This window comes from Polyangiaceae bacterium, from assembly GCA_020633235.1.
In the GTDB taxonomy this organism is placed as follows: Bacteria; Myxococcota_A; Polyangia; order Polyangiales; family Polyangiaceae; genus JACKEA01.
This window is the reverse complement of record JACKEA010000007.1, coordinates 464,745-489,770: the sequence shown is the minus strand read 5'-3', so window position 1 is coordinate 489,770 and position 25,026 is coordinate 464,745. Positions and strand designations below refer to the sequence as shown.

Genomic DNA, 25,026 nt, shown 5'->3' with positions numbered 1-25,026 from the left:
GTGCCATGCTCTGTGGGCATGGCCGACGAGCTCGACTGCCTGACCTGCGGCGCGTGCTGTCGCGACGTGGGGGACGGCACCGCGCTGGTGAGCGAAGACGACCTGGTGCGCTGGAAGCGCGAGGGACGAAAGGACATCCTCGACGGGCTGGTGCCCGGGCATTTCAGTCAGCTCGGGCTACCCACCCACGAGAGCGGCACCTGCATTCACCTGGGCCTGCCGGGGCAGCCGAACCACTGCTCCATCTACGAGACACGGGGCTGGAGCTGTCGAGCGCTCACCCCCGGTAGCTCTCAGTGCCTCACCTATCGCCGACTCGCGGGCTTGGGCTGACGTCGCCACAACAAGAGCGCGGTAGAGCTACCGATCAGCACGGCGCCCACGACGGTGAGGGCGTTGGGGGCGTCGTGAAAGAACAGGTAGCCCCAGGTCGCAGCGAACACGATCTGCACGTAGCCTACGGTGGTGCCTCGCCCCGCGGGCACCACGGCCAGCCCACGGGTGAACAGCACCTGGGCGATCTGCGTCGCCACACCCAGGCCGAGCATCAGAAGCCAGCCCCTGAGGGAGGGCCACACCCAGACGTGCACGGCGAAGGGGATCGTGGCGGGCACCGCCACCAGCGGAAAGAAGAAGACGATGACGTGGGGATTGTCCGTACGGCTCAGGCGTCGAACGGTGGTGTAGGCGAACGCGGAGAAGGTGGCTCCCCCGAGGGCGGCCAGCACTCCAGACGGGCTCAACGTGCTGTGGCCTCCGAACAGGAACTCCGGTCGCGTCACCAGCACCGTGCCGGTCAGGCTGGCCCCGATGGCCACCATCAAGCGACGGTCCACGTGCTCGCCCAGCAGCAGCGCCGCCACCACTGCCGTCAACACCGGGTTCAGGTAGTGGATCACCGTCACCTCGGCCAGCGGCAGGGCGGTGACGGCGTAGAAGAAGCACGCCAGGCCACCGAGGCCCAGCACACCGCGGAGCAGCAACCGCGGGCGGTCCACGCCCCACATGGGGATGCGGCGATAGCGGATCCAGGCGACGCTCATCACCAGCGTGACCACGCCGCGAGCCAGCACCAGCATCGCGACGGGGAGCTCCTCGCCGGCGAGCTTCACCTGCAAGCTCATCACGCTGAAGCTGAAGGCCGCAACGACGAGCAGTAGGATCCCCCGCCGTTCGGAATCCGTGCTGCTCACGCGACGAGCCTGCCGTCATCGCGCCGGGCCAACAAACCCTTTCTTCAGCCACAGGCCCGTGTGCTCGACGACTCTCGGCGAGCCCTGCTTTCGGATCCGCTCGGCGAGGCCCTCGCCGAAGAAGAAACCGCAGATGCGCGCGGCCTCGTCCACGCTCGGAAACAGATAGTCCGTGCGAATCGCATGGCACGCGTAGCCGAGCTGGCCCAAATGCTCGAAGTACTCCCCGAGCTCGGGGCTGGGCGCACCGGCGGTGGGCGTCCCGGTGCCCAAGGTCTCGATCACCACGCATGCGCCGCCCGGACGCACGACCCGCTCGAGCTCCGAGAGCGCTCGGTCCACCTCCGGGCGCCAGTGGGGAGCGAACCAACTGCGGAAGTGTCCAAAGGCCCAACCGGCCACGGCGGCGTCGACGCTGGCGTCGTCCAGGGGCAGCTCCCGGGCGTCGCCCGCGAGCAGCGCGAGTCGGTCCGACGGCCAGGACGCCAGGTTCTCTCGTGTCCGCTCGAGCATGGCAGCGGCAGGCTCCACCGCCACCACCGAAACACCCGCCTCCAGCAGAAGCCTAGTCACACGACCAGTACCCGCGCCGACGTCGACGACACGAGCGGCGGGAGCGATGGTGTTTTTCAGGGCGCGCGGCAGCTCGCCCTCGAAATCCTCGTGCCCCACCAGCTCGTCGTAGCGATCCGCATGCTCGGCATAGATCTGCCGGTAGCTGACGCGCTCCGTCATGCGCAGTGGTACCGCCTCCGTCGCATTCGCGCAAATGCTTCGCAGCGGCTGACATCCGTCGTCGTCCTTCAAGCGACACCTCGGATGTCGGTTCCCCGCCGAACTCGGATGCGCTAACCCGAAAGAACCCGCTCTGGACGCGTTCGACGCATCGAGCGGAGAAGCTCACACCACGCATCGAGGGCAAAGGACGGTACACATGTCCCATTCGACGGAAGACATCCGGAACATCGCGCTCGTGGGTCATTCGGGCGCCGGCAAGACGCTGCTCGCGGACGCGTTGCTAGCGGCAGCCGGCGCCATCGAATCGAAGGGTGCGATCGACAAAGGCACCACGGTCTGTGATTTCACGAACGCGGAGAAACAGCTCGGTCATTCGATCGACACGGCGCTGTGCCACTTCGGCACGCAAGGCAAGCACGTCAACCTGATCGACACGCCCGGTTTCCCCGACTTCTTGGGACGCGCGCTGAGTGCAATCGAAGCAGTGGCCACCGCGTGCGTGGTGGTGAACGCGGTGAACGGCATCGAGCCCGTGACCCAGCGCGTGATGGACTACGCGAAGAACCGCAAGCTGTGCCGGATGATCATCATCAACAAGATCGATCATCCGAAGGCCGACGTGCAGGGCACGCTGAACCAGATCCGCGAGGTCTTCGGCAACGTCTGCCTACCGATCAACCTCCCGGCGGAGGACGGCCAGGGCGTCGTGGATTGCTTCTTCCAACCGCACGGAAAGCCGACGGCGTTCTCGTCCGTGGAAGAAGCGCACTCCCACATCGTCGATCAAGTCGTGGAAGTAGACGACGAGCTGATGGCTCTGTACCTGGAACAAGGGGAAGAGCTGAATCCCGAGCAGCTACACGATCCCTTCGAGAAAGCGCTGCGCGAAGGCCACTTGGTGCCGGTGTGCTTCTGCTCCGCGGAAACCGGCGCGGGTATCGACGAGCTGCTGAACATCATCGCCCGGTTGGTGCCGAACCCCAAGGAAGGCAACCCGCCGCCGTTCCAGAAGGGAGAGGGCGCTGACGCCGAGCTGGCGGAGGTGGTGCCGGACGCGACCAAGCACGTCATCGGGCACGTCTTCAAGGTCGCGTTCGATTCCTTCGTGGGCAAGCTGGGCGTGTTCCGCGTCCATCAAGGCACGGTGAAGTCCGGTATGCAGCTGTTCGTCGGCGATGCGCGCAAGCCGATCAAGCTGTCGCACATCTACCAGCTGCAAGGTAAGGACCGCATCGAGATGCAGGCGGCGATCCCGGGCGACATCTGCGCCGTGGTGAAGATCGACGACGTGCACTTCGACGCCGTGCTGCACGACTCCCACGACGAAGACAAGTTCCACCTGAAGAGCGTCAACTTCCCGCCCCCCATGCTGGGCGTGGCGATCGAGCCGGAAAAGCGCGGGGACGAGCAGAAGATCTCCGAAGGCCTGCATCGCCTCACGGAGGAGGACCCTTGCGTGAACGTGGAGCACGTTGCCTCGTCCAACGAGACGGTGCTCTATGGCCTCGGGGACCTCCACCTGCGGGTGATGCTGGATACGCTCTCGGAGCGGCATGGCGTGAAGGTCAAGACCCATCCGCCCAGCATTCCGTACCGCGAGACGATCACGGGCAAGGCCGAAGGGCATCACCGGCACAAGAAGCAGACCGGCGGTGCCGGTCAGTTCGGAGAGGTGTTCCTGCGGGTCGAGCCCCTCGATCGCGGCGCGGGCTTCGAGTTCGTGGACGAGGTGAAGGGCGGTGCCATCCCGTCCCATTTCATCCCCGCCGTAGAAAAGGGCATTCGGCAGGTGCTGTCGAACGGCGCCATTGCGGGCTATGCCCTGCACGACGTGCGGGTCATCGTGTACGACGGCAAGCACCACTCCGTGGACTCGAAGGAAGTGGCCTTCATCGCCGCGGGCAAGAAGGCCTTCATCGAGGCCGTGAAGAAGGCGCGTCCCATCGTGCTGGAGCCCGTGGTTCGCGTGGAGATCACTGCGCCGGATTCGGCCATTGGTGACGTCACCGGCGACCTGTCCTCGCGACGGGGGCGCATCAGCGGCAGCAACACGATGCCGGGCGGTCGCGCTCAGATCACGGCCTTGGTCCCCCTGGCGGAGCTCACGGAGTACGCCTCTCGGCTCAAGGGCCTCACGGGCGGCATGGGCACCTTCACCATGGACCTGAGTCACTACGACCCGGTCTTGCAGAAGACCCAGGAAGAGCTGATGCAAGCCTTCCGTCCCCAAGAAGACGCGGACTAACTGCGGCACTCCGGGACCAACCCGCAAATCGTGCGCACGGCGACCACTACTTTCTGCGTCCCCAAGGGGCGCAGAAAGTGGTGCGTTTCCTGCAGAGCGACCGTGATCCGGAGCGGGACAGCAAACGGGGAGCAGTCATGAAGATTCAGAAAGTGGGCATCATCGGTACGGGCACCATGGGGCGCGGCATCGCGCAGGTGTGCGCTCAGGCGGGTCGTTCCGTGGTCATCGTGAAAGCCACCCCCGGCTCCTGGGACAAGGCCGAGGGCTCGCTGGAGAAGGGCCTGGGCAAGCTCGTGGAGCGCGGAAAGCTCAGCGCCGAAGAGCGAGACGCCATCGTCGGACGCATCACCTTCAGCAAAGAAGAGCGCGACGTGGCGGACTGCGATCTCGTGATCGAGTCCGTGGTGGAGGACATCGACATCAAGAAGGCGCTGTTCGAGCGCCTCGAGAGCATGTGCAAGAAGGACGCGATCCTCGCCACCAACACCTCCACCCTGTCAGTGACGGCGATGATGGCGGTGTGCAAGGAGCGCGGGCGCATCGCGGGCCTCCATTTTTTCAATCCGGCGCCGGTGATGGCCCTGGTCGAGGTCATTCACGGCTTCGAGACCTCGGAGCAGACGCTGTCGAGTCTGACGGCCTTCTGCGAGGAGATTGGCAAGTCTCCGGTAGTGGTGCAGGACACCACGGGATTCATCGTGAACCGGCTGCTCACCCCCTACATGCTGAACGCCATTCGCATGTTGGAGCGGGGTACCGGAACCATCGAGAGCATCGACGCAGCGATGAAAATGGGCGCGGGCTACCCCATGGGCCCCTTCCAGCTGGCGGACTACATCGGCCTGGACGTGGTGGAGGCGATGGCGAAGAACATCTTCGACGACGTGCGCCACGAGCACCACGCGCCGCCCCACACCCTCACGCGCTTGGTGCAGCTCGGCTACCTGGGACGCAAGACGGGCAAGGGTTTCTACGACTACGGGTCGAACCCCGCGGCGCAAAATCCGGCTCTCAGCCGTCCCGTGACTTGATCGCGCGGTCGCGCAGGGGCACACCCGGGGTATGCCCCTGCGCCAGGACTTCATCGGTCGGCTGATCCAGCAGCTGGCGGACTTCTTCGCTCGGGCCCTCAAGCAGATTCAGGAGGGTCAGCTCGACGAGGCCGAGGCGACCATCGCCGAAGCCGAGCGATCTCTGGGTCTACCCCGCGGCATGGAGCGGCTGGACGCCCGCTCTGCCGCGATGATGCTGGGCGGTGGCGACAAGGTCGTCCTCGCCGCTCTGCTGCTCGAGCAGAAGGCCCTGATGGCGGCGTCACGAGGCCGCGAAGCGGACGCCAAGACCCTCCGCGCTCGGGCCCAGTCCCTGCTCTCTCACGCCAAGCCCCACGAGCTCGGCACGGAGGCCGGAGAGCTGGCGGAGCGTCTTCACTGAATGCAGCCGACGCGGCTCTTCGCGATCACCATGTCGTCGTACCAGACGCTGCCGGCGCCGCCGCTGGTGATGTAGTTCTGAGGCCAGAAGGCGTTGATCTTCAGATTCAACGTCGAGCGCACCTGGAAGTCCAACGGCACCAGCGTCGGGTTGGCTGGCTTGTAGTTGGTGCACTCCGTGCCGGTGGCGTTGTCCGGGCAGAACTTGTCTTTCACCCAATAGCCGAGCGGCGTGGAATCCGTGAATTGGATCACGGACTGGTCGTTCACCCACACGCCGAGCTCGGCACCCGCGCCGGAAGAGGCGCCCGTGTTCAGCTTGATGTGGAGCTCGAAGCACTGCCACTGCTCCTTCGCCGTCAAGCCGGGGTCGTGGATGAGGGAGTTGCCGTAGTAGGCCGTGTTTCCCTGCGGGTTATCCATCCACGAGTGCATCTTCATCCAGTAGTTGTAGAAGTCCATGCGCGGCGTGGCGGTGTTCCCTTCCATCGGCTCCAGGGAAACGTGGAAGCGATCGTCTCCGTTGGGCTTGAGCCCCGCTTGCGGGCTGGGCCAGTTGGAAGCGGGGTTGTAGCCGCCCACCCAAACGCCCGTGTGATGCCACTCCACGTTGGCTTCGTACTTGGCGTAGTAGCGGACGTAGACCTCTTCGTAGCCGGGGCTGAGCTTCTTGTAGAAGTCCACGGCGTTGGGCCCCGCGCCGTTGGCCGTCAGCTTGCCGCTCTTCTGTCCGGAGCTCGCCCCGGGCACGTCGGCATCCAAGGAGATGCCGTTTTGCTTGGCGTCTTCGTAGCGGGCTACGAGCGCGCCGACGGACCCTTCTTCGAAGTTCTCGACCCAGATGACGTCGGGGTCCTGGTCGATGCCCACGTCGCCGGGGTACTTGGCGGAGAGGCCCGTGGCGCTACCGCCACCCGTTCCGCTACCGGCAGCGCCTCCCGTTCCGCTACCCGCGGCTCCACCGCTGCTCGCCCCACCGCTGCTCGCCCCACCGCTGCTCGCCCCGCCGCTGCTCGCCCCACCGCTGCTCGCCCCACCGCTGCTCGCCCCGCCACTGCTCGCCCCCCCGCTGTTGGTTCCGCCGCCGCTCCCTCCGTCGTTGGAGTCACTGCCGCAGGCGGCAAGAGAGAGGGCGACCAGGAAGAAGAGGCAACGTTGATGCATGGGGCTCCCGGGGCAGCAATCTCCGTGCCCGCTGGCATGTACCTGAATTCGCTAGAGGTGTGATCCACCGGATCCCGCGTTGAGCGGGATCCAACGGATCATCCATCGTCGAAGGACAAGAGCACGAGCGCGTGGGGCGCCACGTTGATGCCCTGGCCTCGAGGAATGCGATGGGTCGGCTGCGCCGTGTTCACGATCTCGGTCCAGCGCCCCGGGGTGGCGAGCTTCGGCAACATCACGTGCCGCGCGCGGTTGCTGCCATTGAGCCAGAGCAACAGCGTGTGCCCTCGGTTCGGACGACCGCGCTCGTCCACTTCGTCAGACGCGCTACCGTGAATCAGGAGACCGAGCACGCGGTTGTGAGCGTTGTGCCAGTCTTCCATCGCCATCTCCTTGGCGTCGGGGCGAAGCCACTGCACTTCCTTGTCCAGCGTGGTCGCCACGGGATCGTTGGAGAAGTACTTTCGGCGTCGGAACACGGGATTGCCCGCACGGATGCGGAACACCTTGCGGGTGAACCCGAGCAGCTCCTTTGCCGCCGGATCCATGTTCCAATCCACCCAGGCGATCTCGTTGTCTTGGCAGTAGCCGTTGTTGTTACCGCGCTGGGATCGCCCCAGCTCGTCACCGTGGGAGAGCATCGGTACGCCCTGGGAGAACGCTAGCGTGGCGATGAAGTTCTTCACCACGCGCTCGCGGAGTCGGAGCACCTGCTGGGAATGGGACGCACCCTCCGCTCCCCAGTTCTTGCTCCAGTTGTCGTCTGCGCCATCGCGATTGTTCTCGCCGTTGGCTTCGTTGTGCTTGCGTTCGTAGCTGACCAGATCTCTGAGCGTGTAGCCGTCGTGACAGGTCACGAAGTTGATGCTGGCGTAGGGACCGCGGTCACTGCCCTGGAAGATGTCACTGGAGCCGGACAGGCGCGACGCCAGCTCCGGGACCTGGCCTTCGTCCCCCCGCCAGAAGCGGCGCACCACGTCGCGATAGCGTCCGTTCCACTCCGCCCAGTCGGGCGGAAAAGCTCCCAGGCGATAGCCCCCGGGCCCCAGATCCCAGGGCTCCGCCACCAGCTTCACGTGGCTCAGGATCGGGTCCTGCTGGATGGTCGCGAAGAAGCGCGCGAGGCCGGAGAACTCCACCGCTTCGCGGGCCAACGTGGGCGCCAGGTCGAAGCGAAAGCCGTCCACGTGCATCTCCTGGACCCAGTAGCGCAGGCTGTCGAGGACCAGCTGCATGGCGCGCGGATGCGGCACGTTCAAGCTGTTCCCGCAGCCCGTGAAGTCCTGGTAGTAACGCGGCGCGTCCGATACCAGACGGTAGTACGCGGCGTTGTCGATTCCGCGCAGGCACAACGTGGGGCCGAGGTGATTACCTTCCCCGGTGTGGTTGTACACCACGTCCAAGAGCACCTCGATGCCGACGCGGTGAAACGCCTTCACCATCGTCTTGAACTCCGTCACCTGCTGGCCGAGGTGACCCGTGGCATAACGCGGATCCGGAGCGAAATAGCCGACGGTGTTGTAGCCCCAGTAGTTGGAGAGCGACAGATCCACCAGACGTCGCTCGGACACGAAGTGGTGCACGGGCAGGAGCTCCACCGCCGTCACGCCCAGGTCCAACAGATGATCGAGGATCGCGTCGGAGGCGAGGCCCAGGTACGTCCCCCGCAGGTCTTCCGGAACGGCGGGATGGCGCGCCGTCATGCCCTTCACGTGGCACTCGTAGATCACCGTACGGGACCACGGGGTCTGCGGAAGGCGGTCGTCACCCCAGGTGAAAGCACTGTCCACCACCACGGACTTCGGAATGTGTGGAGCGCTGTCTTCTTCGGAGAACGAGAGATCTTCGGCCGGATCGCCGATCTTGTAGCCGAACAGCGAATCGCTCCAATCCACCTTGCCGCTGATGGCCTTGGCGTAGGGATCGAGCACCAGCTTGTGCGGGTTGAAGCGATGCCCGCGCTCGGGCTCCCAAGGGCCGTGGACGCGATAGCCGTACAGCTGACCGGGGCGCACGTCCGGCAAGTAGGCGTGCCACACGCGGTTATCGCGCTCCCGGAGGGGAATGCGGTGCGTTTCGCGACCGTGGGCGTCGAACAGGCACAACTCCACCAACGTGGCGTTGTGGCTGAACAGTGCGAAATTGACGCCTTCTCCGTCCCAGGTGGCGCCTAGTGGCAGTCGGTCACCAGGCCATACGCGCATGCATCAGCTTTCCGAGGCGTCGAGCACTGCCTCGAGCCCCACGAGTGGCACCGCCACCCAAGAGGGCCGATTGTTCAGCTCGTAGCCCAGCTCGTACAAGCATTTTTCGAGCAAGTGCACGTCCAAGAGCGCTGCGAGGTCGGCTTGCTCTTCCGGCAACAGCGTGCTGCCGGAAATGACCGCCAGGTAACCGTCGAGGAAGGCCGCCGACGTCCACGCGTACCAGGCTTCGGCCCACGGGCGGAGGAAGGCCACGTCGTCCGGCCGCACCTCGCTGCCGGGCACGTCGCCGCCCAGCACGCCAAAAGCGGCATAGTGGAACGAGCGAAGCATGCCCGCCACGTCCGCCAAGGGCGAGCGCTTGCGCCGACGTTCGGCGGGGGTTCGCTGGGGCTCGCCCTCGAAGTCGATGATGGCGAAGTCCAGGCCCGTGTTCAGCACTTGGCCCAGGTGGTAGTCGCCGTGGACGCGGATCCGCTGTCCGCCTACGGGCCGTTCGATCAAGCGCCGCAATCGACCACGGATGTCCCGCTCCCGCTTGAGCAGGGCACGGGCGAGCTCCGCCGTCTCCGGCTCCAGATTGGGCAGCTCTTGCTTGAGCAGGTCGAAGCTTCGAGAAGCGAGGTTGCGCACGGATTGGTACAGCGATCGCCGCGAGAGCGACGTGTAGTTCTCCGCCGTGAACGCGCCTTCCTCGTCCTTGGACAGCACGCGGTGCAGCTCACCCGTCCGCGTGCCGAGCAAGCGAGCCACGCCGGTGTAGCCGGCCATGCGCTCCGCCAGATCCGCGGGCATCTCCTTGCCCACCAGCGAGAGCGGCGGGAGAACCTTCGGCTCCGATTCGATCTCGAAGCGGCTGACCAGCAGCCGGCTGAAGTAACGCTCCACCTCGTCGATGGTGAAACGCCAGGCGTCCCCTTGGTTCGGAACGAAGTGCTGCAGCACGGCGACGGTGATCGGCTCACCGTCCTCCCGCCGAAGCTCGAGGTGCCCGAGCAGCGGTGGAACTCGCACGCTCTCCGCCGCCGCCCCGAGATGCGAGAGCACTTCCAGCTCGATGCTAGGGCCGTCGTCCAAGCGCCGCAGCAACTTGCACACGGCTTTGTCCCCCAGGACGAAGCTGGTGTTGCTCTGTTCCGCGCCCAGCGCACGGGCGCTGAGGCCCTCGCCTTTGAGCGCCTTGAGCTCCGGGGTCGGCACCCCCACCAGATCCGCGTTCACGCCCCGGAGCCTCTTCTTCCCCGCCGCAGCGGCGAAGAGCAGCTCTGCCGTCTGCGGCTGCTCTCCCAGATCCACGATGGCGCCGCTCACGTCCCCGCGCTTGGTGCGCACACGAGCGTAGGCGATCACGTGATCGCTCGCGTCGGGATCGAAGCCCACCACCATCGCGTAGGTTTCCGGATCGCCTTCGGCGTAGCTCACCTCCGCGAGCAACAGCCGCGGCGCGTCAGCTCCGCCCGAGAGCGGAATCACTTCCGCCACGCGCACGCCGCGCACGGGACGCGCCTTGCCGCGGAACCAACGCCGAGTCACCAGGTACCGCGCCAGTCCCTTCTCGACCAGCGCCCGCGATTTGCCGCGCCCGGTGAGGGCCGTGTCCCAGCTGCCCCGGAGCTCGAGCTCCGGCGTACCGGAATCCGCCACGACTTCCGGCAGCTCGCGCTTGTGCGGCGTCTCCAGTGACAGCCAGAAGAAGTTGTGCGGCGCCAGCGTGAGCCGGTACGGCTCGTCTCCCACGGGCGGAAAGCGCACCTTGCCGAACAGCTCCACCGGCACCAATCCGCGAAACTCCGACAAGTCCAGCTCGACGAACTGGGAGAAGCGCGCGAGGTTTGCCACGATCAGGATGACCTCGTCCTCGAAGCGCCGGACGAACGCGAGCACCTTGCGGTTCTCCGGACGCAAGGGCTCGAAGGTGCCCCGGCCGAAGGCGCCGTATTGTTTGCGGAGCGCGATCAGGCGCTTGGTCCACCACAAGAGCGAGCTCGGGTTCTGCTGCTGCGTTTCGACGTTGATCGCTTCGTAGTGGTACTCGGGGTCGGCGATGGGGGGCAGGAACAGCTTCTGCGGGTTGGCCCGGGAGAACCCGGCGTTGCGATCCGGGCTCCATTGCATGGGCGTACGCACACCGTTGCGATCACCGAGATAGACGTTGTCCCCCATGCCGATCTCGTCGCCGTAGTAGAGCACCGGCGTTCCGGGCAGCGAGAACAACAGCGCATTCATCAGCTCTATGCGCCGGCGGTTGTTCTCGAGCAGAGGCGCCAAGCGACGCCGGATGCCGACGTTGATGCGCATCTGCGGGTCTTGGGCGTAGGCCCGCACCATGAAGTCACGCTCTTCCTCCGTGACCATCTCCAACGTGAGCTCGTCGTGGTTACGGAGGAAAATGGCCCACTGGCAGCCGTCCGGGATTTCCGGCGTCTGCTCCAGAATGTCCAAGATCGGGTAGCTGTCCTCCATGCGCAGCGCCATGTACAGCCGCGGCATGATGGGGAAGTGGAACGCCATGTGGCACTCGTCCCCCTCGCCAAAGTAGGCGACGGCGTCTTCGGGCCACTGATTGGCCTCCGCCAAGAGCATCCGCCCTGGGAACTTCTTGTCCACGTGGCGGCGGAGCTTCTGTAGCAGGGCGTGAGTCTCCGGCAGGTTCTCGCAGCTGGTACCCTCGCGCTCGAACAGGTACGGCACCGCGTCCAACCTCACGCCGTCCACGCCCATGTCCAGCCAGAAGTCGAGCACCGACATCACGGCTTTCTGTACCTCGGGGTTGTCGAAGTTCAGGTCCGGTTGGTGCGAGAAGAAGCGATGCCAGTAGTACGCCTTGGCTACGGGATCCCAGGTCCAGTTGGACGACTCGTAGTCCGTGAAGATGATGCGAACGTCCGAGTACTTCTTGGGTGTGTCGCTCCACACGTACCAATCCCGATAGCGACTCCCGGCGGGCGCCTTGCGAGCGCGTTGAAACCAGGGATGCTGATCCGACGTGTGATTGAGCACCAGCTCCGTGACCACGCGCAGGCCGCGCGCATGCGCCTCTTTGAGGAACACGCGAAAGTCCCGCAAGCTCCCGACGGACGACGCGACGGTGGTGTAGTCCGCGATGTCGTAGCCGTCGTCGCGAAGTGGAGACGGATAGAAGGGCAGCAGCCACAGCGTCGTCACACCCAAGTCGGAGAGGTAGTCGAGCTTCTCCGTCAGACCTTTGATGTCCCCCACCCCGTCGCCGTTCTGGTCGTAGAAGGAGCGGATGCGAAGCTCGTAGAAGATGGCGTCTTGGTACCAGCGATCACTCATGGTTTTCGTCGGGGTAGTGAGTAGGACCTTTTTCATAGCAACCCAGTCGGAGAAACCGAAGACCTCGTCCCGACCTCGCTTTTCTTTTGTGTCGGTACGCCGCGGAACCGTCCTTGACGCACGGCGCGGAGCCGCGTTCGCTCGGGGCGATGAAACCGTGGCACGTCCTCGACAGCTCCGTCATTCTGGAGCGCAAGTGGCTCCGAGTGCGGCAGGAACGCATTGGTCTGCCCCACGGCGGCGAGATCGACGAGTTCCACGTGATCGAAGCGCCGGACTGGGCGGCGGCGCTGGCGATCACGGAATCCGGGCACTTGGTGGTGGTCGAGCAATATCGCCACGGTCTCGGCGGCCTCAGCCGGGAGCTCCCCGCCGGGGTCGTGGATGCCGGGGAGACCCCACTCCAAGCCGCGCGTCGCGAGCTGCTCGAGGAAACCGGCTACCAAGCGGACGAGTGGCTCCCGCTTTTGAGCACGGCGACCGAGACCAGCCGCCACACCAACCGCGGGCACTTCTTCTTCGCCAAGAGCGCCCGTCGCGTGGGCGAAGCCACCCCCGGCGCGGACGAGAACATCCGCGTGGTCCTGGTGTCACCGGAGGAGCTGCTCACGTCGGTGGAAGCGGGCGGCATTGCCCACGGCCTGCACGTCGCCGCAATTCTGATGGCGACGCGACGCGGCTATCTCCCAGGTTGAGCATGGGCAAATGACGGCCCGCAGGCACCCAGCGGGGTGCGTTGCGGAGCGCCGCGCCCTCAGCGTACCCTGAAAATTGAGTCGGAGGTCTGGGGTGAAGGCGTGGCCACTGTCAGCGCGCCGTTGGACGGCAGTGCTATTTTTGGCTCTAGTCGGGCTGGTCGCGACGAGTGTCGGCGCGGAGCCCGGAACCACGTCGCACCACACCGTCACCGCCGTCGTCCTGGAGTCCTCCGCGCCGCTGCAGTTCCGTGACTCCTCGGGCCAAGCCCGGGGCTTCGCCGTGGACATCATGGACGAAGTGGCCCACCGGCAGTCCCTCGAGGTGCGCTACGTCTTCGCCAAGACCTGGGCCGAAATGATCGCGACCGTCGAGCGCGGTGATGCGGACGTCGTCGCCAGCTTGGCCGTCAGCGAGCGGCGCAGCGAGTCCCTTCTGTTCTCGCAGCCCATCCACACCACGTCGCTCTCGGCGTTCGTGCGCTCCAACGAAGCAGACGTGAAGAGCCTGGGAGACGCCCGGCGCGTCGGCCTACCCACCGGCAGCGTGGCCGAGGCCGGCATACCCGCCAGTGCCGCCAAGATCCGTTATGCCACCATAGCCGAGGGTTTGTTCGCATTGCTCGCCGGCGAAGTGGACGCGTTCGTCGTAGCCGACGAGCTCATGCTCAAGGCGGCCCGCGACACCGGGGTGGAGGATCGCATCAAGACCGTAGGCAAGCCGCTCGCGGACGTCCGGCGCGCGATGGCCGTGCGCAAGGATCACGTCGCGCTGCTCGGCCAACTGAACCGGGGGCTCGACGGGTTCGTGGGCTCCGAACGCTACCAGGAGATCTACGTCCACTGGTACGGAGCACCCAAGCCGTTCTGGAGCGCCAAGCACGTCACCTTGGTGATGTTCACCTTGTTGGCGGTCATCGTCGTCTTCATGCTGTTCTGGCGCTACCACACCACGACTCAGCTGGCCGGCGAGCTAATCGCCAGCATTCACGAGCGGGAGCGAGCCGAACAAAGACTGACGGGCATCTTGCAGTCGATACCCATCGTGATGTGGGCGGTGGACGATGACGGCGTCTTCACCCTGTGCGAAGGGCAGGCGGCGACCACCATGGGAGTCAATCCCAAGGACTTCTTGGGCAAGACGCTCGCCGAGCGCGAGAACGTGCTGCCGCAGATCACCCGCAACCTCCGGCGAGCCCTGGAGGGCACGGAGCTCAGCGCCACCATGGAGGTCGGCGAGGCCGTGTTCGACACCTGGTGCATGCCACTGCGGGAGGGAGGGGACATCTCCGGTGCCTTCGCCGTGGCCTGGGACGTGACGGCGCGGCGCAAGCTGGCGGAAGAGCTGCAGCGCAGTCACAAGCTGGAGTCCGTGGGCATCCTGGCGGGTGGGATCGCGCATGACTTCAACAACATCCTCTCTGCCGTCCTGGGCAACATCGACATCTCCCTGCGGCATCTGCCCATCGACGCGAAAGCCCGGACGTTCCTCACCGAAGCGGAGAGCGCGACCAAGCGTGCCAGCGAGCTCACTCGACAGCTGCTCACCTTCGCCCGGGGAGGCAGCCCGGTACGCACGGCGCTGAGCGTCGAGGAAGTGATCCGAGAGGCGTCCTCGTTCTCCGTGCGTGGCTCCAGCGCCCGCTGCGTTTACGAAGTGGACGAAGCGTTGTGGCCGGTCCACGCGGACCGCGGGCAGATCGCCCAGGTGGTGCAGAATCTCGTGATCAACGCCACCCAGGCCATGCCCGACGGCGGCACCATTCGCATCACTGCGGAGAACGCCGAGCTGGGCGCGGAGTCGACCCTGCCCCTGAGCGCGGGTCGCTACGTTCGCATCTCGGTATCGGACCAAGGAGCGGGCATCGCTGCGGAGAACTTGGACCGGATCTTCGATCCCTACTTCACCACCAAGCCCACGGGACAGGGGCTGGGGTTGGCCATCACCTATTCCATCGTCAAGAAGCACGAGGGCCACCTTTTGGTGGAATCGGAGCCGGACCGCGGCACGACCTTCACCCTGTACCTGCCGGCCACGGACGCCGTGACCCAGGAGCCCGAGCGCCCGAGCTCCGTACTGCCCACCCATACCGGACGCATCCTGTTCATGGACGACGAGGAGATGCTGCGCCGGGTTGCCAAGATCTTGCTGGAAGACATGGGCTACGACGTGGCCTGCGCCAAAGACGGCGAGGAAGCCGTGAAGCTGTACCGCGAGGCCATGAACGGGAGCACTCCCTTCGACGTGGTGATCACGGATCTGACGGTGCCGGGTGGTATGGGAGGCCGCGCCACCCTCGCTGCCCTTCGGGAGCTGAATCCGAACGCCCGGGTGATCGTGTCCAGCGGCTACTCGGAAGATCCCGTCATGGCCAGCTTCGACGCCGAGGGCTTCGACGCCATGATCGCAAAGCCGTATACCCAGACGGACATCGAACGCGTGTTGACCGAAGTGCAGGCGAAGGACGAATCCGACGCGCTCAGGAGCGTTCCAGGGCAGTGAGCACGCGAGCGGCGGCGCCTCGCGGGCGGCGACCGATGACGACCCTCGCGACAGCGATGAACGGCAGCACGAATACCAACGTGAAGAGTACCGCCGCCACCAAGAGAGAACCGTCGTTGGTGAGGGCAAAGCTCATCTGACGAGCACTCTCGTTCCGCACGAAATCATTGACCCGAGCGGCGTCGACGTCCACCTGCTCCTGGTCGCTGGTCGGAACTGGGGACACCACGCGTTCGGCGCCGGCGCTGGTGACCAGCGCGAGTGAATAGGACTTCTTGTTCTTGTTGCCCACGTGCAGCCGCCGCTTCGCCCCGCGGATGTTGCGTTCGAGGTCCGTCGAGGTCACCTGGCCCCAAACGCTGGTTTCGATGCTGCACTCGCAGCTCGGCCCTGGTGCGTCCCGCGTGCAGGTGACCTTCACCACGCGACCGTAATAGCTGGCGACCACCCCGAAGATCAGCGCGCTCACCACGCCCAGCCCGTAGAGCCAAAGCTTGGGCATCGCGCGGCGCCGCACCTCCGCCATTCGGCGCGTGAGCGTCTGCCTCACGGGCGCCAGGGCTTCGGGCTCACGGCGCAGGGCGTCGGCCATGTCGAGCTCGAACACGTCCAAAAGCGGCATCAGGTGCTCCGACGCCTGCCGAGCTTCACCACTCCGCTCCAGTGCCGCGACCCGCGCCAAGCCGAGAGCGAGCTCGTTCGCTGGAGCCAGCGGCCGCTCGTCCACGGTCTGGAGCACGAGGTGGGCGAACAAGAACACGCGGCACTCGCGCCACGCGCTGTCGAGGGCCAACTCTTCCGGAGCTTCCGGACACCCCGAGAGCCAGGCGTGAGCCGCGTCGACGTCTCCGGCACGCGTTGCGATGCGCGTGAGCAGACAGCACGCCAGGGCGCGGTTCACGGGATCACGACAGGACTCCAGGACTTGCTCGGCGATGGGACGGGCCGCGAGCACGCGCTCGGCGGGCAACACCGCCGCGATCAACCGCGCGATCCACAACGCGCGACGCTCGCGCTCCGCCTGTTCCGCGCCCCCAGCGGCGCGCCGGTAGCCTTCCGTGCCCTGTGGTTGCAGCGCCGCCCGGAGCTCCGCAAACAGCGGCTCGATGGCCGACAGCTCGCCGAAGGCCGGGAACGCGAGCTTTTCGAGCCCCGACGGGATACGCGCGAGATCATGGGCGGCAGAGACGGCGTTCCGCGTCGGACCCGCGCCGCGCGCGGCGGCCGCGACGGCTTCCAGGTCGGGGCGAGCTTCGAGGGGTGTTACCGCGCCGCAGCGACAACCCATGGAAACATCTGAAGGAGACGAGACCACGGGTAACGAGCACGCACCGCACGGAAGCACCCGGACCTCGGGTCCCGCGGGTACGTCACGAGCACCTTCGAGGTATCCGGACACGACAAAGGGATCTTACACGTCGTCCCATCGCGTCGTGGATGATAGGTTTCCATGATGGGGCGGACGCACTGGTCCACAATCATCGCGATCTTCACCGCTGCTTGTGGTGGGAGCGGGGGTACGGGACCGCCCGGCATCAACGGCAAGGACGCCGGCGCGGACGCCACCGCGGGCAGCGCAGGGTTGGACGCCGGCCTGGACGCGGGCGGAAGCGGCGGCACTGCGGGAGCGGGAGGCACCGCGGGCATGGCCGGCATGGCGGGCATGGCCGGCGCCGGCGGCAGCGGCGACGTGTGTGGCGACCTGGGTCCCGAGCCCAACGAGACGGAAGCGCTGGCGAACCCCGCCTGTGGCGTCGCCCCCTGCGAGGCGAGCGATTGCGACAAGGACGGGTCCACGGGCTTTGGCGGCCCCCTGGCGCCGGTGACCGGAACCATCGGACCCGGTGACACGGACTTCCTGCGCTTCAAGGGCAAGGACAAGCTCGGCCTGTGCACGGTAAACGCCGTGGCCACCACCAAGGACTCGGGTTTTCGCTTGTGTGCCTTCGCGGCCTGCGACAAGAGCGGCACCAAGCTGAACGGTTGCTCCAAGGGCACCATTGCCTCGAGCCCCAATCAGCTGCCGGGCTGTTGCGTGGAGGCTCCGGGCACCGTGGAGCTGAACCACGACTGCACCTCCAGCGCCACGGACGACGACTCCGCGACGATCTACATCCGGGTGGACGAAGCGACGGTGTGCAGCGACTACACCGTCGACTACCACTTCTAAGGCATACCCGTTCCCGGCGAATTCTCCGCGCACCACTTCTCGCCCGTGGGATCGGGAGCAGCCGACGGCGCGCCGGACGGAGGCGTGGCAAAGCTCTCGTTGTCGAAGTCGAACATGTCCAGCATGGGCCACGCGTTGGCGTCGCGATAGGTCATGGCCGGCAAGTTGAAGCGATTCTCGATGAAGCGGGTGACGCTCGTGAGGTCCGTGTCCAGGTGACTCACGTAGCCGGGCTTGGTCCAGGGTGAGGCCACGACCACCGGAGTGCGGATGCCCAATCGATCGAACTCGAAGTCCGGAGGAGCGTAGCTGTCGGGCTTGCAGGCCTTGGGCGGCGGAACGTGATCGTAGTAGCCGCCATGCTCGTCGTAGATCAGGAAGAAGACCGTCTTCTTCCACACCACCGGGTTCGACATCAGCTTGTTCAAGATGCGGGCCACGAACTGCTGACCGTGCTGGATGTTGGCGGGGGGATGCTCGTCGTTCTGGCCGGCACCGCTGAAATCCGGGTCGATGATGGCCAGATTCGGCAGCTTGTTGGCGTCCACGTCGGCCTCGAAGCTGGCGATGGAGCTGCCCAGATACGAGAGCGAGGTCGGCTTGAACACGATCGCGAAGGAGGTGGTGCCGTCCTTGTAGATCTTCCAAGTCTTCCCGGCCTGCTGCATCAGGTCGAGGATCTTGGTGCTCGTCTTGTACTTGTCGTCGACCAGCACGCCCACGTCCCCCGTCTTGGTGTTGCCCCAGGCGGTGGCGCCGAAGAAGAAGAAGCGGTTGGGCCAAGTGGGACCCAAGAGCGAGCTGAAGTGGCGATCGCTGATCGCGAAGGTCTTCGCCAACCAGTAGTAGTAGGGCAGATCGGTCGCGTCGTAGTAGCCCATTGCCCGCGCGCCACCGGGGTTGTTGGTGGACACGAAGCCGTCCATCGCGCCGTTGTCGTACTGCAGGTGCACCCCCGCCCACTCGTGATTGGTGTCGAAGGTGCAGTAGCGCGTCTCGTGGAAACGGTGGATCTTTGCGGGGGGGTTCTGATCGGGGTCGTAGTTGAAGTCGGCGTTCGTGGCGACGTCCACGTCCGTCACGCCGTAGGCGGGCAGCTCGCTGAAGTAGTGATCGAAGCTGCGGTTCTCCTGCATCAAGACGACGATGTGCTCGAAGGGGAGCGCGTCGCCGTGGGGCACCTTGGGGCCGATGGTCTTGATGGTGGTGTCCCCCGGGGCAAAGCCACAGCTGCTCCGCTTGTCGGCGTTCTCGTCGTATGGCGGACGGGTGATCACAGGGGCGTCCTGGCCCGCATCCTGGGGCGAGGTCCCGCCACTGCCGCCGGTCGTCGAGCCGGCATTGCCACCACTCGCGGCGTCGGCTCCGGCGCTGCCACCGCCCGCGTCCACGCCGCCCGCGCCGGCCGCGCCAGGCGTCTCGCCATCGTCGCCACCACAGGCGGCGAAGAGCCCCATCAAGCCACACAGCGCCAAAGACACCCCGCGAAGCATGCTGCAGCATAAACGCGTGACCCCGGGTCGTCGAGAAGCGCGACCCGTGCAACGATTGTCGCAGTGACCCGTCGGATCCTGATTCCCCTGATCGCGCTTGCTCTGGTCGGCTGCAAAGCGGAGCCCAAGGCCTCCACCCCGGAGCCCACGCCGAGCGCTTCGGCAGCCTCGACGGACGGCCTCAGCGACTGCAAGGTGCTGGGAGCGGGAGAGTCGCTCTTGGTGCAGTGCGCGTGGCCGCGATCGGTGACCTCCGTGCCGCTGCCGGTCATGACGGAGGACTCCTTCGACAAGGCGTCGGAGCGCTTCTTCAAGCGGGTGGCGAAAGCAGACAGCACGCCGAAGAAGGCCCCGCTCACGTTGAAGAGCGGCCAGAAAGCTCTCGGTGCCATGATGAAGGCGGGGCTCAGGGACCGCTCGGGCAAGACCGTGAGCGTGGTGCTGCGAGCCGTGGGTGTGGATCGCGGCAAGTCCGGCTTGTTCGTGACGTGTGTGGCGCGGGACGACGCTCAGTGTCTCTCGGATCTGGATCGGGTGGTCTCCCACCCACCGTCACCGACGCAGAAGCTCTGACTACTGCGTCGCCATCGGGATCCAGTCACCCTTTCCCTGGTTCGGGAACATGCGACCGGGGGCGCCGACGAGGGGATCCGGGATCTTGTGGCAGGCGTTGCAGGAGCCGGCCGGCGCTTCGCCCGGCATCTCTATGGTCTCGCCATCGTACTCGACGGTGACCTTGAACGGCGGCTCGAGCCCCTCGGGGAAGTGGAAGTTGCCCGACGCAGAGGTCATCGCCATGTCCGACTTGCCGTTCGTGTCGGTGATCGTGACGATCGCCCCTTCCACACCAACGTCCGAGTCCTTGGCTTCGAACAGCGTGCCGCCGGCGGACCAGGTGGGTGCGTCGTCGCCGAAACCCACGGCGTGGCACGAGAGACAGTTCACGCCGGGGAACATGTTGGGGCCGGTCGCATAGCCCGGGCCGCTGCTGGTCGCGTCGTCGCTCCCCGAGCAAGCCACGGCGGCGAAGGCGAGCACCAGCGCGCCCAGCAAGGATGTACGTGCGAGATCAAGCATTCGAATCGTCTCCGGCGGTCGAGAAACCCGCCACCCACTGTCGCGCGAACCACTCGCGCAATACGGAAAATGCACGCTGCGCCGGGTCCGGCGCATCCGCGAAGGCGGCGCACACTTCGGCCAGCGGCGCCCCCGCAAGCGCCAGCTCGAGCGCTCGCGCTTCGTCGCCCTCCAGTGACAAGTGCTGCGCCACGAAGCCGCCGCGCCACACGGCCACGGGCACGCGCCGGGTGAAGTCGAGGGACTTCGCCAGCGCGGGATGATCCTGCTCGAGCTCCGCCCAACGCTCCAACGCGCCACCGGCGAGCTCCGTCAGCCGCAAAGAAGGGGCAAGCTCCAAGCGCTGCACCGCGAACAGCTCCGGGCGTATGTCCGTGATCGCGGCAAGGCCCTTCGGGTTCGGCGAGATGAACGCGTCCAGGTGCAGCCACTCCAGGCGCGCCACGTCCGCCAGCAGGCGGCTCTCGTCGCTGAAGCTCTCCATGAACTCCGCCAGACGAAAGCCGATGCGCTCGATGGCAGGGTTCTCGGACGGATGCTTCTGGATGTACTTGGACGCCATGCGCGTGAACGCCGGGATGCCCATGCCGGAAACCGTGCGCGGAAAGCTGTCGATCAACACGTCGACCAGCCGGAACCAGTACATGCTTCGGTAGATCGCCATGCGATCTCGCCCGCTGAGGGCCCCGTGGGACACGAAGGCGTCGTCCACCTCCGGGGGCGCCGGATCGAAGCGCACGGAGCGCCAGAACAAGGTCTCGAGCTCGGCCAGCTTCATGACGCCGCGCGCTCCGGCGCCTTCAGAATCTCGCCTTCGATGCGCGCCGCCGAAGCACTCTCGGCCAGCAGCACATCGAGCTCCGGGACGTTCTCGTCCCACTCCACGATGCAGGGCACATGGCCGAAGCGGCGCACGACGTGTCCGTACAGCACCCAAACCGGGCTCTGCACGGCGGAGCCGTGGTTGTCGAGCAGGTAGTCGCCCTTGTCCAGATGTCCCGCCAGGTGCAGCTGCACGGGAGCGCCCAAGGGAATGCCCGTGATGTACTCGAGCGGATCGAACCCGTGGTTCTTCGCGCTCACGTACACGTTGTTCACGTCCAACAGGAGTCCGCAGTCGGTCCGCTCCACCAGGGCGTTCAGGAACTCCCACTCCGTCATCGTGCTCGCAGCAAACTGCACGTAGGTGGAAGGGTTCTCGATCACCAGCCTACGATCCAAGAAGTCCTGCACCGTACGGATACGCTCCGTCACGTGGTCCAGCGCCTCTTGGGTATAGGGCAGCGGCCACAGATCATGGCCGTAGTGCCCGCCGTGGGTTCCGAAGCACAGGTGATCGCTCACCCAACACGCTTCGATCTCACGGCTCAAGTCTCGTAGCTGCCGGAGGTGCTCGCGGTCGAGCGGGTCCACCGCTCCCAGCGACAAAGACACTCCATGCAGCGTCACCTCGCTGTCCTGGCGCACGCGCTCCAAGACTGCGCGGGGACGGCCGCCGCGCTCGAGGAAGTTCTCCGAGATCGCCTCGACGAGACGAACCGGGAGCCCTGCCTCGAGCGCGGTGCCGTAGTGACGGGTCCTCAGACCGACGCCATGCAACGGGAGGAATTCGCGCGACATCAGCCTGATTCCCCGAGCAGATCAGCCGGTCAGCGAGCCGCCGGCGTCGGTGCAGGCCTGCTCCGTGTCGACCTCGATGAAGCCCATGCCCTTGCAGTCGTTCTTGCCGGCGCAGTCGTGGCCGGCACCCTGGCAAGCGCCCATGCCCGCGCACTCGTTCGCGCCGTAGCACTTCACCTTGGCCGCCACGGGCGCCTTGGTGGTACCGCCCGCCGCCGTGCAGTTGGCCTCGGCCGTCGCCTGATCTTCACCGGAAACGGTGACGAAGCCCATGCCCTTGCACTCGTTCTGACCCTGGCAAGACGACTTTCCGTCGGCAGAGGCGCACTCGCTCATGCCCTTGCACTCGTTGGCGCCGTAGCAAGTGACGGACGCCTTCTGGGTCTTGGTACCGGTGTCGTCACCGGAGTCGCTGCTACATCCCGCCGCAAGCAGAAGCGCGGCAACGCTGGTGGCCAGCGCAATGCTCTTGTTCGTCATCAGATATTCTCCTGAAATTTCGGCCCTGGCTCGAAAGGAAATCTCCCCCTCCGAGCGCACCGGCAGCTGGATATGCCCCCCCATCAGGGCCGGTTACCGGACTCCGATTTTTTTGTTGGTCCGCCGCGGAACCGCCCCGAAGCGGTCGTCCGGGCGGTTCCGCGGCGGACCGACAAGAGGAGAAGGAACAGGCCTCAAAAAAAGGCGTAGCCCACGCCGAGCTCCATGCGCAGGATCAGGTCACCGCCCTCGGCGGGGGACGGTGCGTCGAACTGCTTGGAGACGTTCCAACGCAGGTTCAGGTCCACGTCGCGATCGCGACCGAGGTAGAGGCCCATGTCCACGCCCACGCCGAGCGCGAAGCCGGAGTGAAGACGCGTGTCGATGAGCACGTTCGACGTCGTCGGAGCGCGCACGACGTCCCGGCTGAAGGTCATCCAAGACCAAAGCACGTTGGGACCCACGTAGTAGCGTCCAAACGGGCCGAACAGATGGCTGACGTCCAAGGTGAAATGCGTCAGCCCTCCGGCGGCGGTGTCGGGCCCGTCTCCGTAGTTGATCGACATCCAGTGATGTCCGCCGCTCAAGCGCCCCTGGATCCCGAAGTGGCGCGCGTAGTGATGCCGAAGCGCCACTCCCAGATTGAACCCCAACCCGCCAATCTGGCGATCGTCGACCTCGATGCTGCCGCCGATCCCCTGCACTGGCTCGGTGTAAGCCGTGTCCATCAGGAACAGTCCGGTCGACGCGAACACTTCCGCACGCGTCCGCTCGGGCCGGCCGTCGTCTGCGGCGGCAGGCGAGGCGAGGCCAAGAGCCGCAAGTGTTGCAGCGCAAATGCGTTTCATGCCCACGGGGCCGTCAGCGCGGGACGGGCGGAACGATGACCTTGTTGATCGGCACGATGTTCATGCCCGCGGGATAGCCGTAAGACACGTTGGAGGTGAAGCTCGTCGTTTCCGGAGTGCCCCAGCCCCACACCGTCACGCCAAAGGGCCCGTCGCTCCACATTTCCCGGCGACCGGTGGAGCAACCGCCCACGGGCTGGAAATTTCCCGTCATCAGGTCCACTCGGGTCCACTCGTAGTCGCCGATGGGCTGCCATCCGCTCACTACGCCGGCGCAATCGAGGTTCACGTCGGCGAACTGCCCGTCCACCTTCTTGCGCACCAACACCAGGTTGGTCTCGGGATAGGTGGGGTCCGTGAAGAACACGTAGCGTGTCATGTACTGCTCGGTGGGCACGATGAACACGAAGTCCGCGTCACCGTAGCCGTTCATGCTCGCCTGGAACGTGGAGCCCGTCATCAGCTCGAAGACCATGAACGGGTGATCGTCGTCCTGGCTCTTGACCATGAACGGCGTGCTCGACTGAAACTCCGCCACCTGACCGCGATCCAAAGTGGTGGGGCCGCCCACGCTGGTAGACCAGGTCAGCTGGGTACCATCCACGGCGCCCACCATGCGCCACACCGCCGGCTCGCTCTTGCGCTGACGATGCATGACGCCAACGTACTCGCTGCCCATGGCGCGCACCGGCGGGATCATCTGCTCGGCGTGGTCCGCATAGGCCACACCCACGGGAACCCGAAGCGACTTCTGGCCGGCCATCACACCGATGGGCTTGTCGGACGAGAGCACGCTCCCGGTGAGCTCGGCGTTCTGGGAGAACTGCGCCTGTTGCCCGGCGTTCAGCTTGAAGGAAAGCGGCGTGTTCACCGCACCACTGGGCAGCCCACCGCCGCCCGTCACCGCCGCCACCGGAACCATGGTCACGGTGGTGTCGTCTTCCTTGGCGATGATGTTCATGGACGGCGGCGTGATGTCCGCCTTGTAGGCGTTCACGCCGATGTAGTTGGTGTCCCAGGCGCTGGTCGGGATCAGCAGGGAAGAGCCCGTTACGGCCGCATTGCCGCCGCCATAGGGGTTCACCTGATAGGCGACGACGGGCACGTCCGTCTTCAAGTGGAAGGAATTGCTGATGCCGGTGCCGTGCACCATCGGCCCTGTGGTCATCGCCGCGGGCACCGGGCAGTGCGCTTTCTCGCTGCCCTGCGCGCCCGCCAAGAACAGGATGGCCACGCCGCCGGGTGCCAGGCCGTTGGTCACGCTGGTGGGCGTGAGCGTGAGGCTCGGCCCGGAGCCGTTGGGCACGTAGGCGAAGTTGTCGACGTTGATGGGGCTACCCCCGAGCTCCACCGTGATGTGCGCCGGCGTGTCCCAGGTGTTCGCGACGATCACGGAGAAGCACGTCTGATCGTCGGTCCAGAAAGTGGAGTCCGACATCTCCATGAACGTGGGGTAGTACTCGCAGCCGACAGACTGCTTGGTCTTCTCGGCGACGGCGCACGCGTTCTGGCACTGCCCCGTAGTCGGGTCACAACCCTCCGTGCCGGTGCACTTCTTCAGCTCCACCCCGGTGCAGCTGAGCACGGAATGGAAGTCCGTGGAGCACTTGAAGGAGCAGCCGCCGTCAGTGCTGGGCGCATCCAGCAGCGGGCCCACGTCCAGGCCTCCGCCATCCGTGAGGGTTTGTTGGTCCGGCGCGGAATCCGTCACGGACGCATCACCGCCGAAGCCACCGAAACCGCTGGAACCGCCGCCACCCCCGTTGCCGCTGTCCGCGGAGCAGCTGGCCACCGCCGCGAGTCCCAAAGAAAGAGCACACCCGAGCGCCGCACCCGTCTTCATGGGTGCGGATGCTAGCGCCG

21 protein-coding genes are annotated in these 25,026 nt (G+C 65.9%); 8 read left to right on the top strand and 13 right to left on the bottom strand.

Annotation, left to right across the window (positions count from 1 at the left end; translation table 11 throughout):
* Positions 1-18: 18 nt before the first annotated feature.
* Entirely contained in the window at positions 19-333 is a 315-nt protein-coding gene (locus H6717_35500; GenBank protein ID MCB9582396.1) for a YkgJ family cysteine cluster protein, read from the top strand.
* Here the strand turns inward: H6717_35500 and H6717_35495 are convergent.
* The gene (locus tag H6717_35495) at positions 306-1,193 is read right to left on the bottom strand and encodes a DMT family transporter (GenBank protein ID MCB9582395.1); all 888 of its coding nucleotides are present in this window, start codon (positions 1,191-1,193) and stop codon (positions 306-308) included. The two genes, H6717_35500 and H6717_35495, sit on opposite strands and share 28 nt — an antisense overlap.
* A 15-nt stretch (positions 1,194-1,208) precedes the next feature.
* Positions 1,209-1,928 carry a class I SAM-dependent methyltransferase gene (locus H6717_35490; GenBank protein MCB9582394.1) on the bottom strand — a complete coding sequence of 240 codons (720 nt, stop codon included), beginning with the start codon at positions 1,926-1,928 and terminating at the stop codon, positions 1,209-1,211.
* Positions 1,929-2,127: 199 nt separating this feature from the next.
* On the opposite strand from H6717_35490, the gene H6717_35485 reads away from it, so the two are divergent.
* The 3 genes from H6717_35485 (at position 2,128) to H6717_35475 (ending at position 5,613) form a co-directional block, all read left to right on the top strand.
* Positions 2,128-4,176, top strand: coding sequence for an elongation factor G (locus H6717_35485; protein MCB9582393.1), 2,049 nt, complete (start codon positions 2,128-2,130; stop codon positions 4,174-4,176).
* A 137-nt stretch (positions 4,177-4,313) separates the two neighbouring features.
* Positions 4,314-5,210, top strand: coding sequence for a 3-hydroxyacyl-CoA dehydrogenase family protein (locus tag H6717_35480; protein ID MCB9582392.1), 897 nt, complete (start codon positions 4,314-4,316; stop codon positions 5,208-5,210).
* Positions 5,211-5,241: 31 nt separating this feature from the next.
* Entirely contained in the window at positions 5,242-5,613 is a 372-nt protein-coding gene (locus H6717_35475) for a hypothetical protein (GenBank protein MCB9582391.1), read from the top strand.
* Here the strand turns inward: H6717_35475 and H6717_35470 are convergent.
* The 3 genes from H6717_35470 to treS all read right to left on the bottom strand — a co-directional run bounded on the left by H6717_35470 (position 5,607) and on the right by treS (position 12,277).
* A complete protein-coding gene (locus tag H6717_35470; protein MCB9582390.1) occupies positions 5,607-6,776 on the bottom strand; it encodes a hypothetical protein in 1,170 nt (389 codons plus the stop codon). The two genes, H6717_35475 and H6717_35470, sit on opposite strands and share 7 nt — an antisense overlap.
* 98 nt (positions 6,777-6,874) lie before the next feature.
* A complete protein-coding gene (glgX, locus tag H6717_35465) occupies positions 6,875-8,980 on the bottom strand; it encodes a glycogen debranching protein GlgX (protein ID MCB9582389.1) in 2,106 nt (701 codons plus the stop codon).
* A 3-nt stretch (positions 8,981-8,983) separates the two neighbouring features.
* The gene (treS, locus tag H6717_35460) at positions 8,984-12,277 is read right to left on the bottom strand and encodes a maltose alpha-D-glucosyltransferase (protein ID MCB9582388.1); all 3,294 of its coding nucleotides are present in this window, start codon (positions 12,275-12,277) and stop codon (positions 8,984-8,986) included.
* A 149-nt stretch (positions 12,278-12,426) separates the two neighbouring features.
* Between treS and H6717_35455 the strand changes: the two genes are divergently transcribed.
* Positions 12,427-12,972: an NUDIX hydrolase gene (locus H6717_35455; protein ID MCB9582387.1), complete on the top strand. Its 546-nt coding sequence runs from the start codon at positions 12,427-12,429 to the stop codon at positions 12,970-12,972.
* Positions 12,973-13,066: 94 nt separating this feature from the next.
* The gene (locus tag H6717_35450; GenBank protein ID MCB9582386.1) at positions 13,067-15,475 is read left to right on the top strand and encodes a transporter substrate-binding domain-containing protein; all 2,409 of its coding nucleotides are present in this window, start codon (positions 13,067-13,069) and stop codon (positions 15,473-15,475) included.
* Here H6717_35450 and H6717_35445 read toward each other — a convergent pair.
* Positions 15,453-16,763: a DUF2970 domain-containing protein gene (locus H6717_35445; protein MCB9582385.1), complete on the bottom strand. Its 1,311-nt coding sequence runs from the start codon at positions 16,761-16,763 to the stop codon at positions 15,453-15,455. The genes H6717_35450 and H6717_35445 overlap by 23 nt on opposite strands.
* 162 nt (positions 16,764-16,925) lie before the next feature.
* Between H6717_35445 and H6717_35440 the strand changes: the two genes are divergently transcribed.
* Entirely contained in the window at positions 16,926-17,645 is a 720-nt protein-coding gene (locus tag H6717_35440) for a hypothetical protein (GenBank protein ID MCB9582384.1), read from the top strand.
* Here the strand turns inward: H6717_35440 and H6717_35435 are convergent.
* On the bottom strand, positions 17,642-19,138 hold the full coding sequence (locus H6717_35435; GenBank protein MCB9582383.1) for a hypothetical protein: 1,497 nt from the start codon (positions 19,136-19,138) through the stop codon (positions 17,642-17,644). The two genes, H6717_35440 and H6717_35435, sit on opposite strands and share 4 nt — an antisense overlap.
* A 63-nt stretch (positions 19,139-19,201) precedes the next feature.
* Here H6717_35435 and H6717_35430 point away from each other — a divergent pair, with 63 nt between their 5' ends.
* A complete protein-coding gene (locus tag H6717_35430; GenBank protein ID MCB9582382.1) occupies positions 19,202-19,711 on the top strand; it encodes a hypothetical protein in 510 nt (169 codons plus the stop codon).
* On the opposite strand, the gene H6717_35425 is transcribed toward H6717_35430, so the two are convergent.
* The 6 genes from H6717_35425 to H6717_35400 all read right to left on the bottom strand — a co-directional run bounded on the left by H6717_35425 (position 19,712) and on the right by H6717_35400 (position 25,006).
* Positions 19,712-20,215 carry a carboxypeptidase regulatory-like domain-containing protein gene (locus H6717_35425; protein MCB9582381.1) on the bottom strand — a complete coding sequence of 168 codons (504 nt, stop codon included), beginning with the start codon at positions 20,213-20,215 and terminating at the stop codon, positions 19,712-19,714.
* Positions 20,208-20,993: a putative DNA-binding domain-containing protein gene (locus H6717_35420; protein MCB9582380.1), complete on the bottom strand. Its 786-nt coding sequence runs from the start codon at positions 20,991-20,993 to the stop codon at positions 20,208-20,210. Before H6717_35420 ends, H6717_35425 begins: the two co-directional genes overlap by 8 nt.
* Positions 20,990-21,835, bottom strand: a complete 846-nt coding sequence (locus H6717_35415; protein ID MCB9582379.1) for a DUF692 domain-containing protein — start codon at positions 21,833-21,835, stop codon at positions 20,990-20,992. Before H6717_35415 ends, H6717_35420 begins: the two co-directional genes overlap by 4 nt.
* Before the next feature lie 21 nt (positions 21,836-21,856).
* Positions 21,857-22,315: a hypothetical protein gene (locus H6717_35410; GenBank protein ID MCB9582378.1), complete on the bottom strand. Its 459-nt coding sequence runs from the start codon at positions 22,313-22,315 to the stop codon at positions 21,857-21,859.
* A gap of 194 nt (positions 22,316-22,509) precedes the next feature.
* Positions 22,510-23,043, bottom strand: a complete 534-nt coding sequence (locus tag H6717_35405) for a hypothetical protein (GenBank protein MCB9582377.1) — start codon at positions 23,041-23,043, stop codon at positions 22,510-22,512.
* Positions 23,044-23,176: 133 nt separating this feature from the next.
* On the bottom strand, positions 23,177-25,006 hold the full coding sequence (locus H6717_35400) for an IgGFc-binding protein (protein MCB9582376.1): 1,830 nt from the start codon (positions 25,004-25,006) through the stop codon (positions 23,177-23,179).
* Between the last annotated feature and the right edge of the window lie 20 nt (positions 25,007-25,026).

Excerpts from the sequence above, each read along its gene's own strand:
- H6717_35500 (MCB9582396.1), top strand. The coding sequence starts at position 19 with ATGGCCGACGAGCTCGACTGCCTGACCTGCGGCGCGTGCTGTCGCGAC.
- H6717_35490 (MCB9582394.1), bottom strand. The coding sequence starts at position 1,928 with ATGACGGAGCGCGTCAGCTACCGGCAGATCTATGCCGAGCATGCGGAT.
- H6717_35485 (MCB9582393.1), top strand. The coding sequence starts at position 2,128 with ATGTCCCATTCGACGGAAGACATCCGGAACATCGCGCTCGTGGGTCAT.
- H6717_35480 (MCB9582392.1), top strand. The coding sequence starts at position 4,314 with ATGAAGATTCAGAAAGTGGGCATCATCGGTACGGGCACCATGGGGCGC.
- H6717_35475 (MCB9582391.1), top strand. The coding sequence starts at position 5,242 with ATGCCCCTGCGCCAGGACTTCATCGGTCGGCTGATCCAGCAGCTGGCG.
- H6717_35470 (MCB9582390.1), bottom strand. The coding sequence starts at position 6,776 with ATGCATCAACGTTGCCTCTTCTTCCTGGTCGCCCTCTCTCTTGCCGCC.
- glgX (MCB9582389.1), bottom strand. The coding sequence starts at position 8,980 with ATGCGCGTATGGCCTGGTGACCGACTGCCACTAGGCGCCACCTGGGAC.
- treS (MCB9582388.1), bottom strand. The coding sequence starts at position 12,277 with ATGAGTGATCGCTGGTACCAAGACGCCATCTTCTACGAGCTTCGCATC.
- H6717_35455 (MCB9582387.1), top strand. The coding sequence starts at position 12,427 with ATGAAACCGTGGCACGTCCTCGACAGCTCCGTCATTCTGGAGCGCAAG.
- H6717_35445 (MCB9582385.1), bottom strand. The coding sequence starts at position 16,763 with ATGGGTTGTCGCTGCGGCGCGGTAACACCCCTCGAAGCTCGCCCCGAC.
- H6717_35440 (MCB9582384.1), top strand. The coding sequence starts at position 16,926 with ATGATGGGGCGGACGCACTGGTCCACAATCATCGCGATCTTCACCGCT.
- H6717_35435 (MCB9582383.1), bottom strand. The coding sequence starts at position 19,138 with ATGCTTCGCGGGGTGTCTTTGGCGCTGTGTGGCTTGATGGGGCTCTTC.
- H6717_35425 (MCB9582381.1), bottom strand. The coding sequence starts at position 20,215 with ATGCTTGATCTCGCACGTACATCCTTGCTGGGCGCGCTGGTGCTCGCC.
- H6717_35420 (MCB9582380.1), bottom strand. The coding sequence starts at position 20,993 with ATGAAGCTGGCCGAGCTCGAGACCTTGTTCTGGCGCTCCGTGCGCTTC.
- H6717_35415 (MCB9582379.1), bottom strand. The coding sequence starts at position 21,835 with ATGTCGCGCGAATTCCTCCCGTTGCATGGCGTCGGTCTGAGGACCCGT.
- H6717_35410 (MCB9582378.1), bottom strand. The coding sequence starts at position 22,315 with ATGACGAACAAGAGCATTGCGCTGGCCACCAGCGTTGCCGCGCTTCTG.
- H6717_35405 (MCB9582377.1), bottom strand. The coding sequence starts at position 23,043 with ATGGACACGGCTTACACCGAGCCAGTGCAGGGGATCGGCGGCAGCATC.
- H6717_35400 (MCB9582376.1), bottom strand. The coding sequence starts at position 25,006 with ATGAAGACGGGTGCGGCGCTCGGGTGTGCTCTTTCTTTGGGACTCGCG.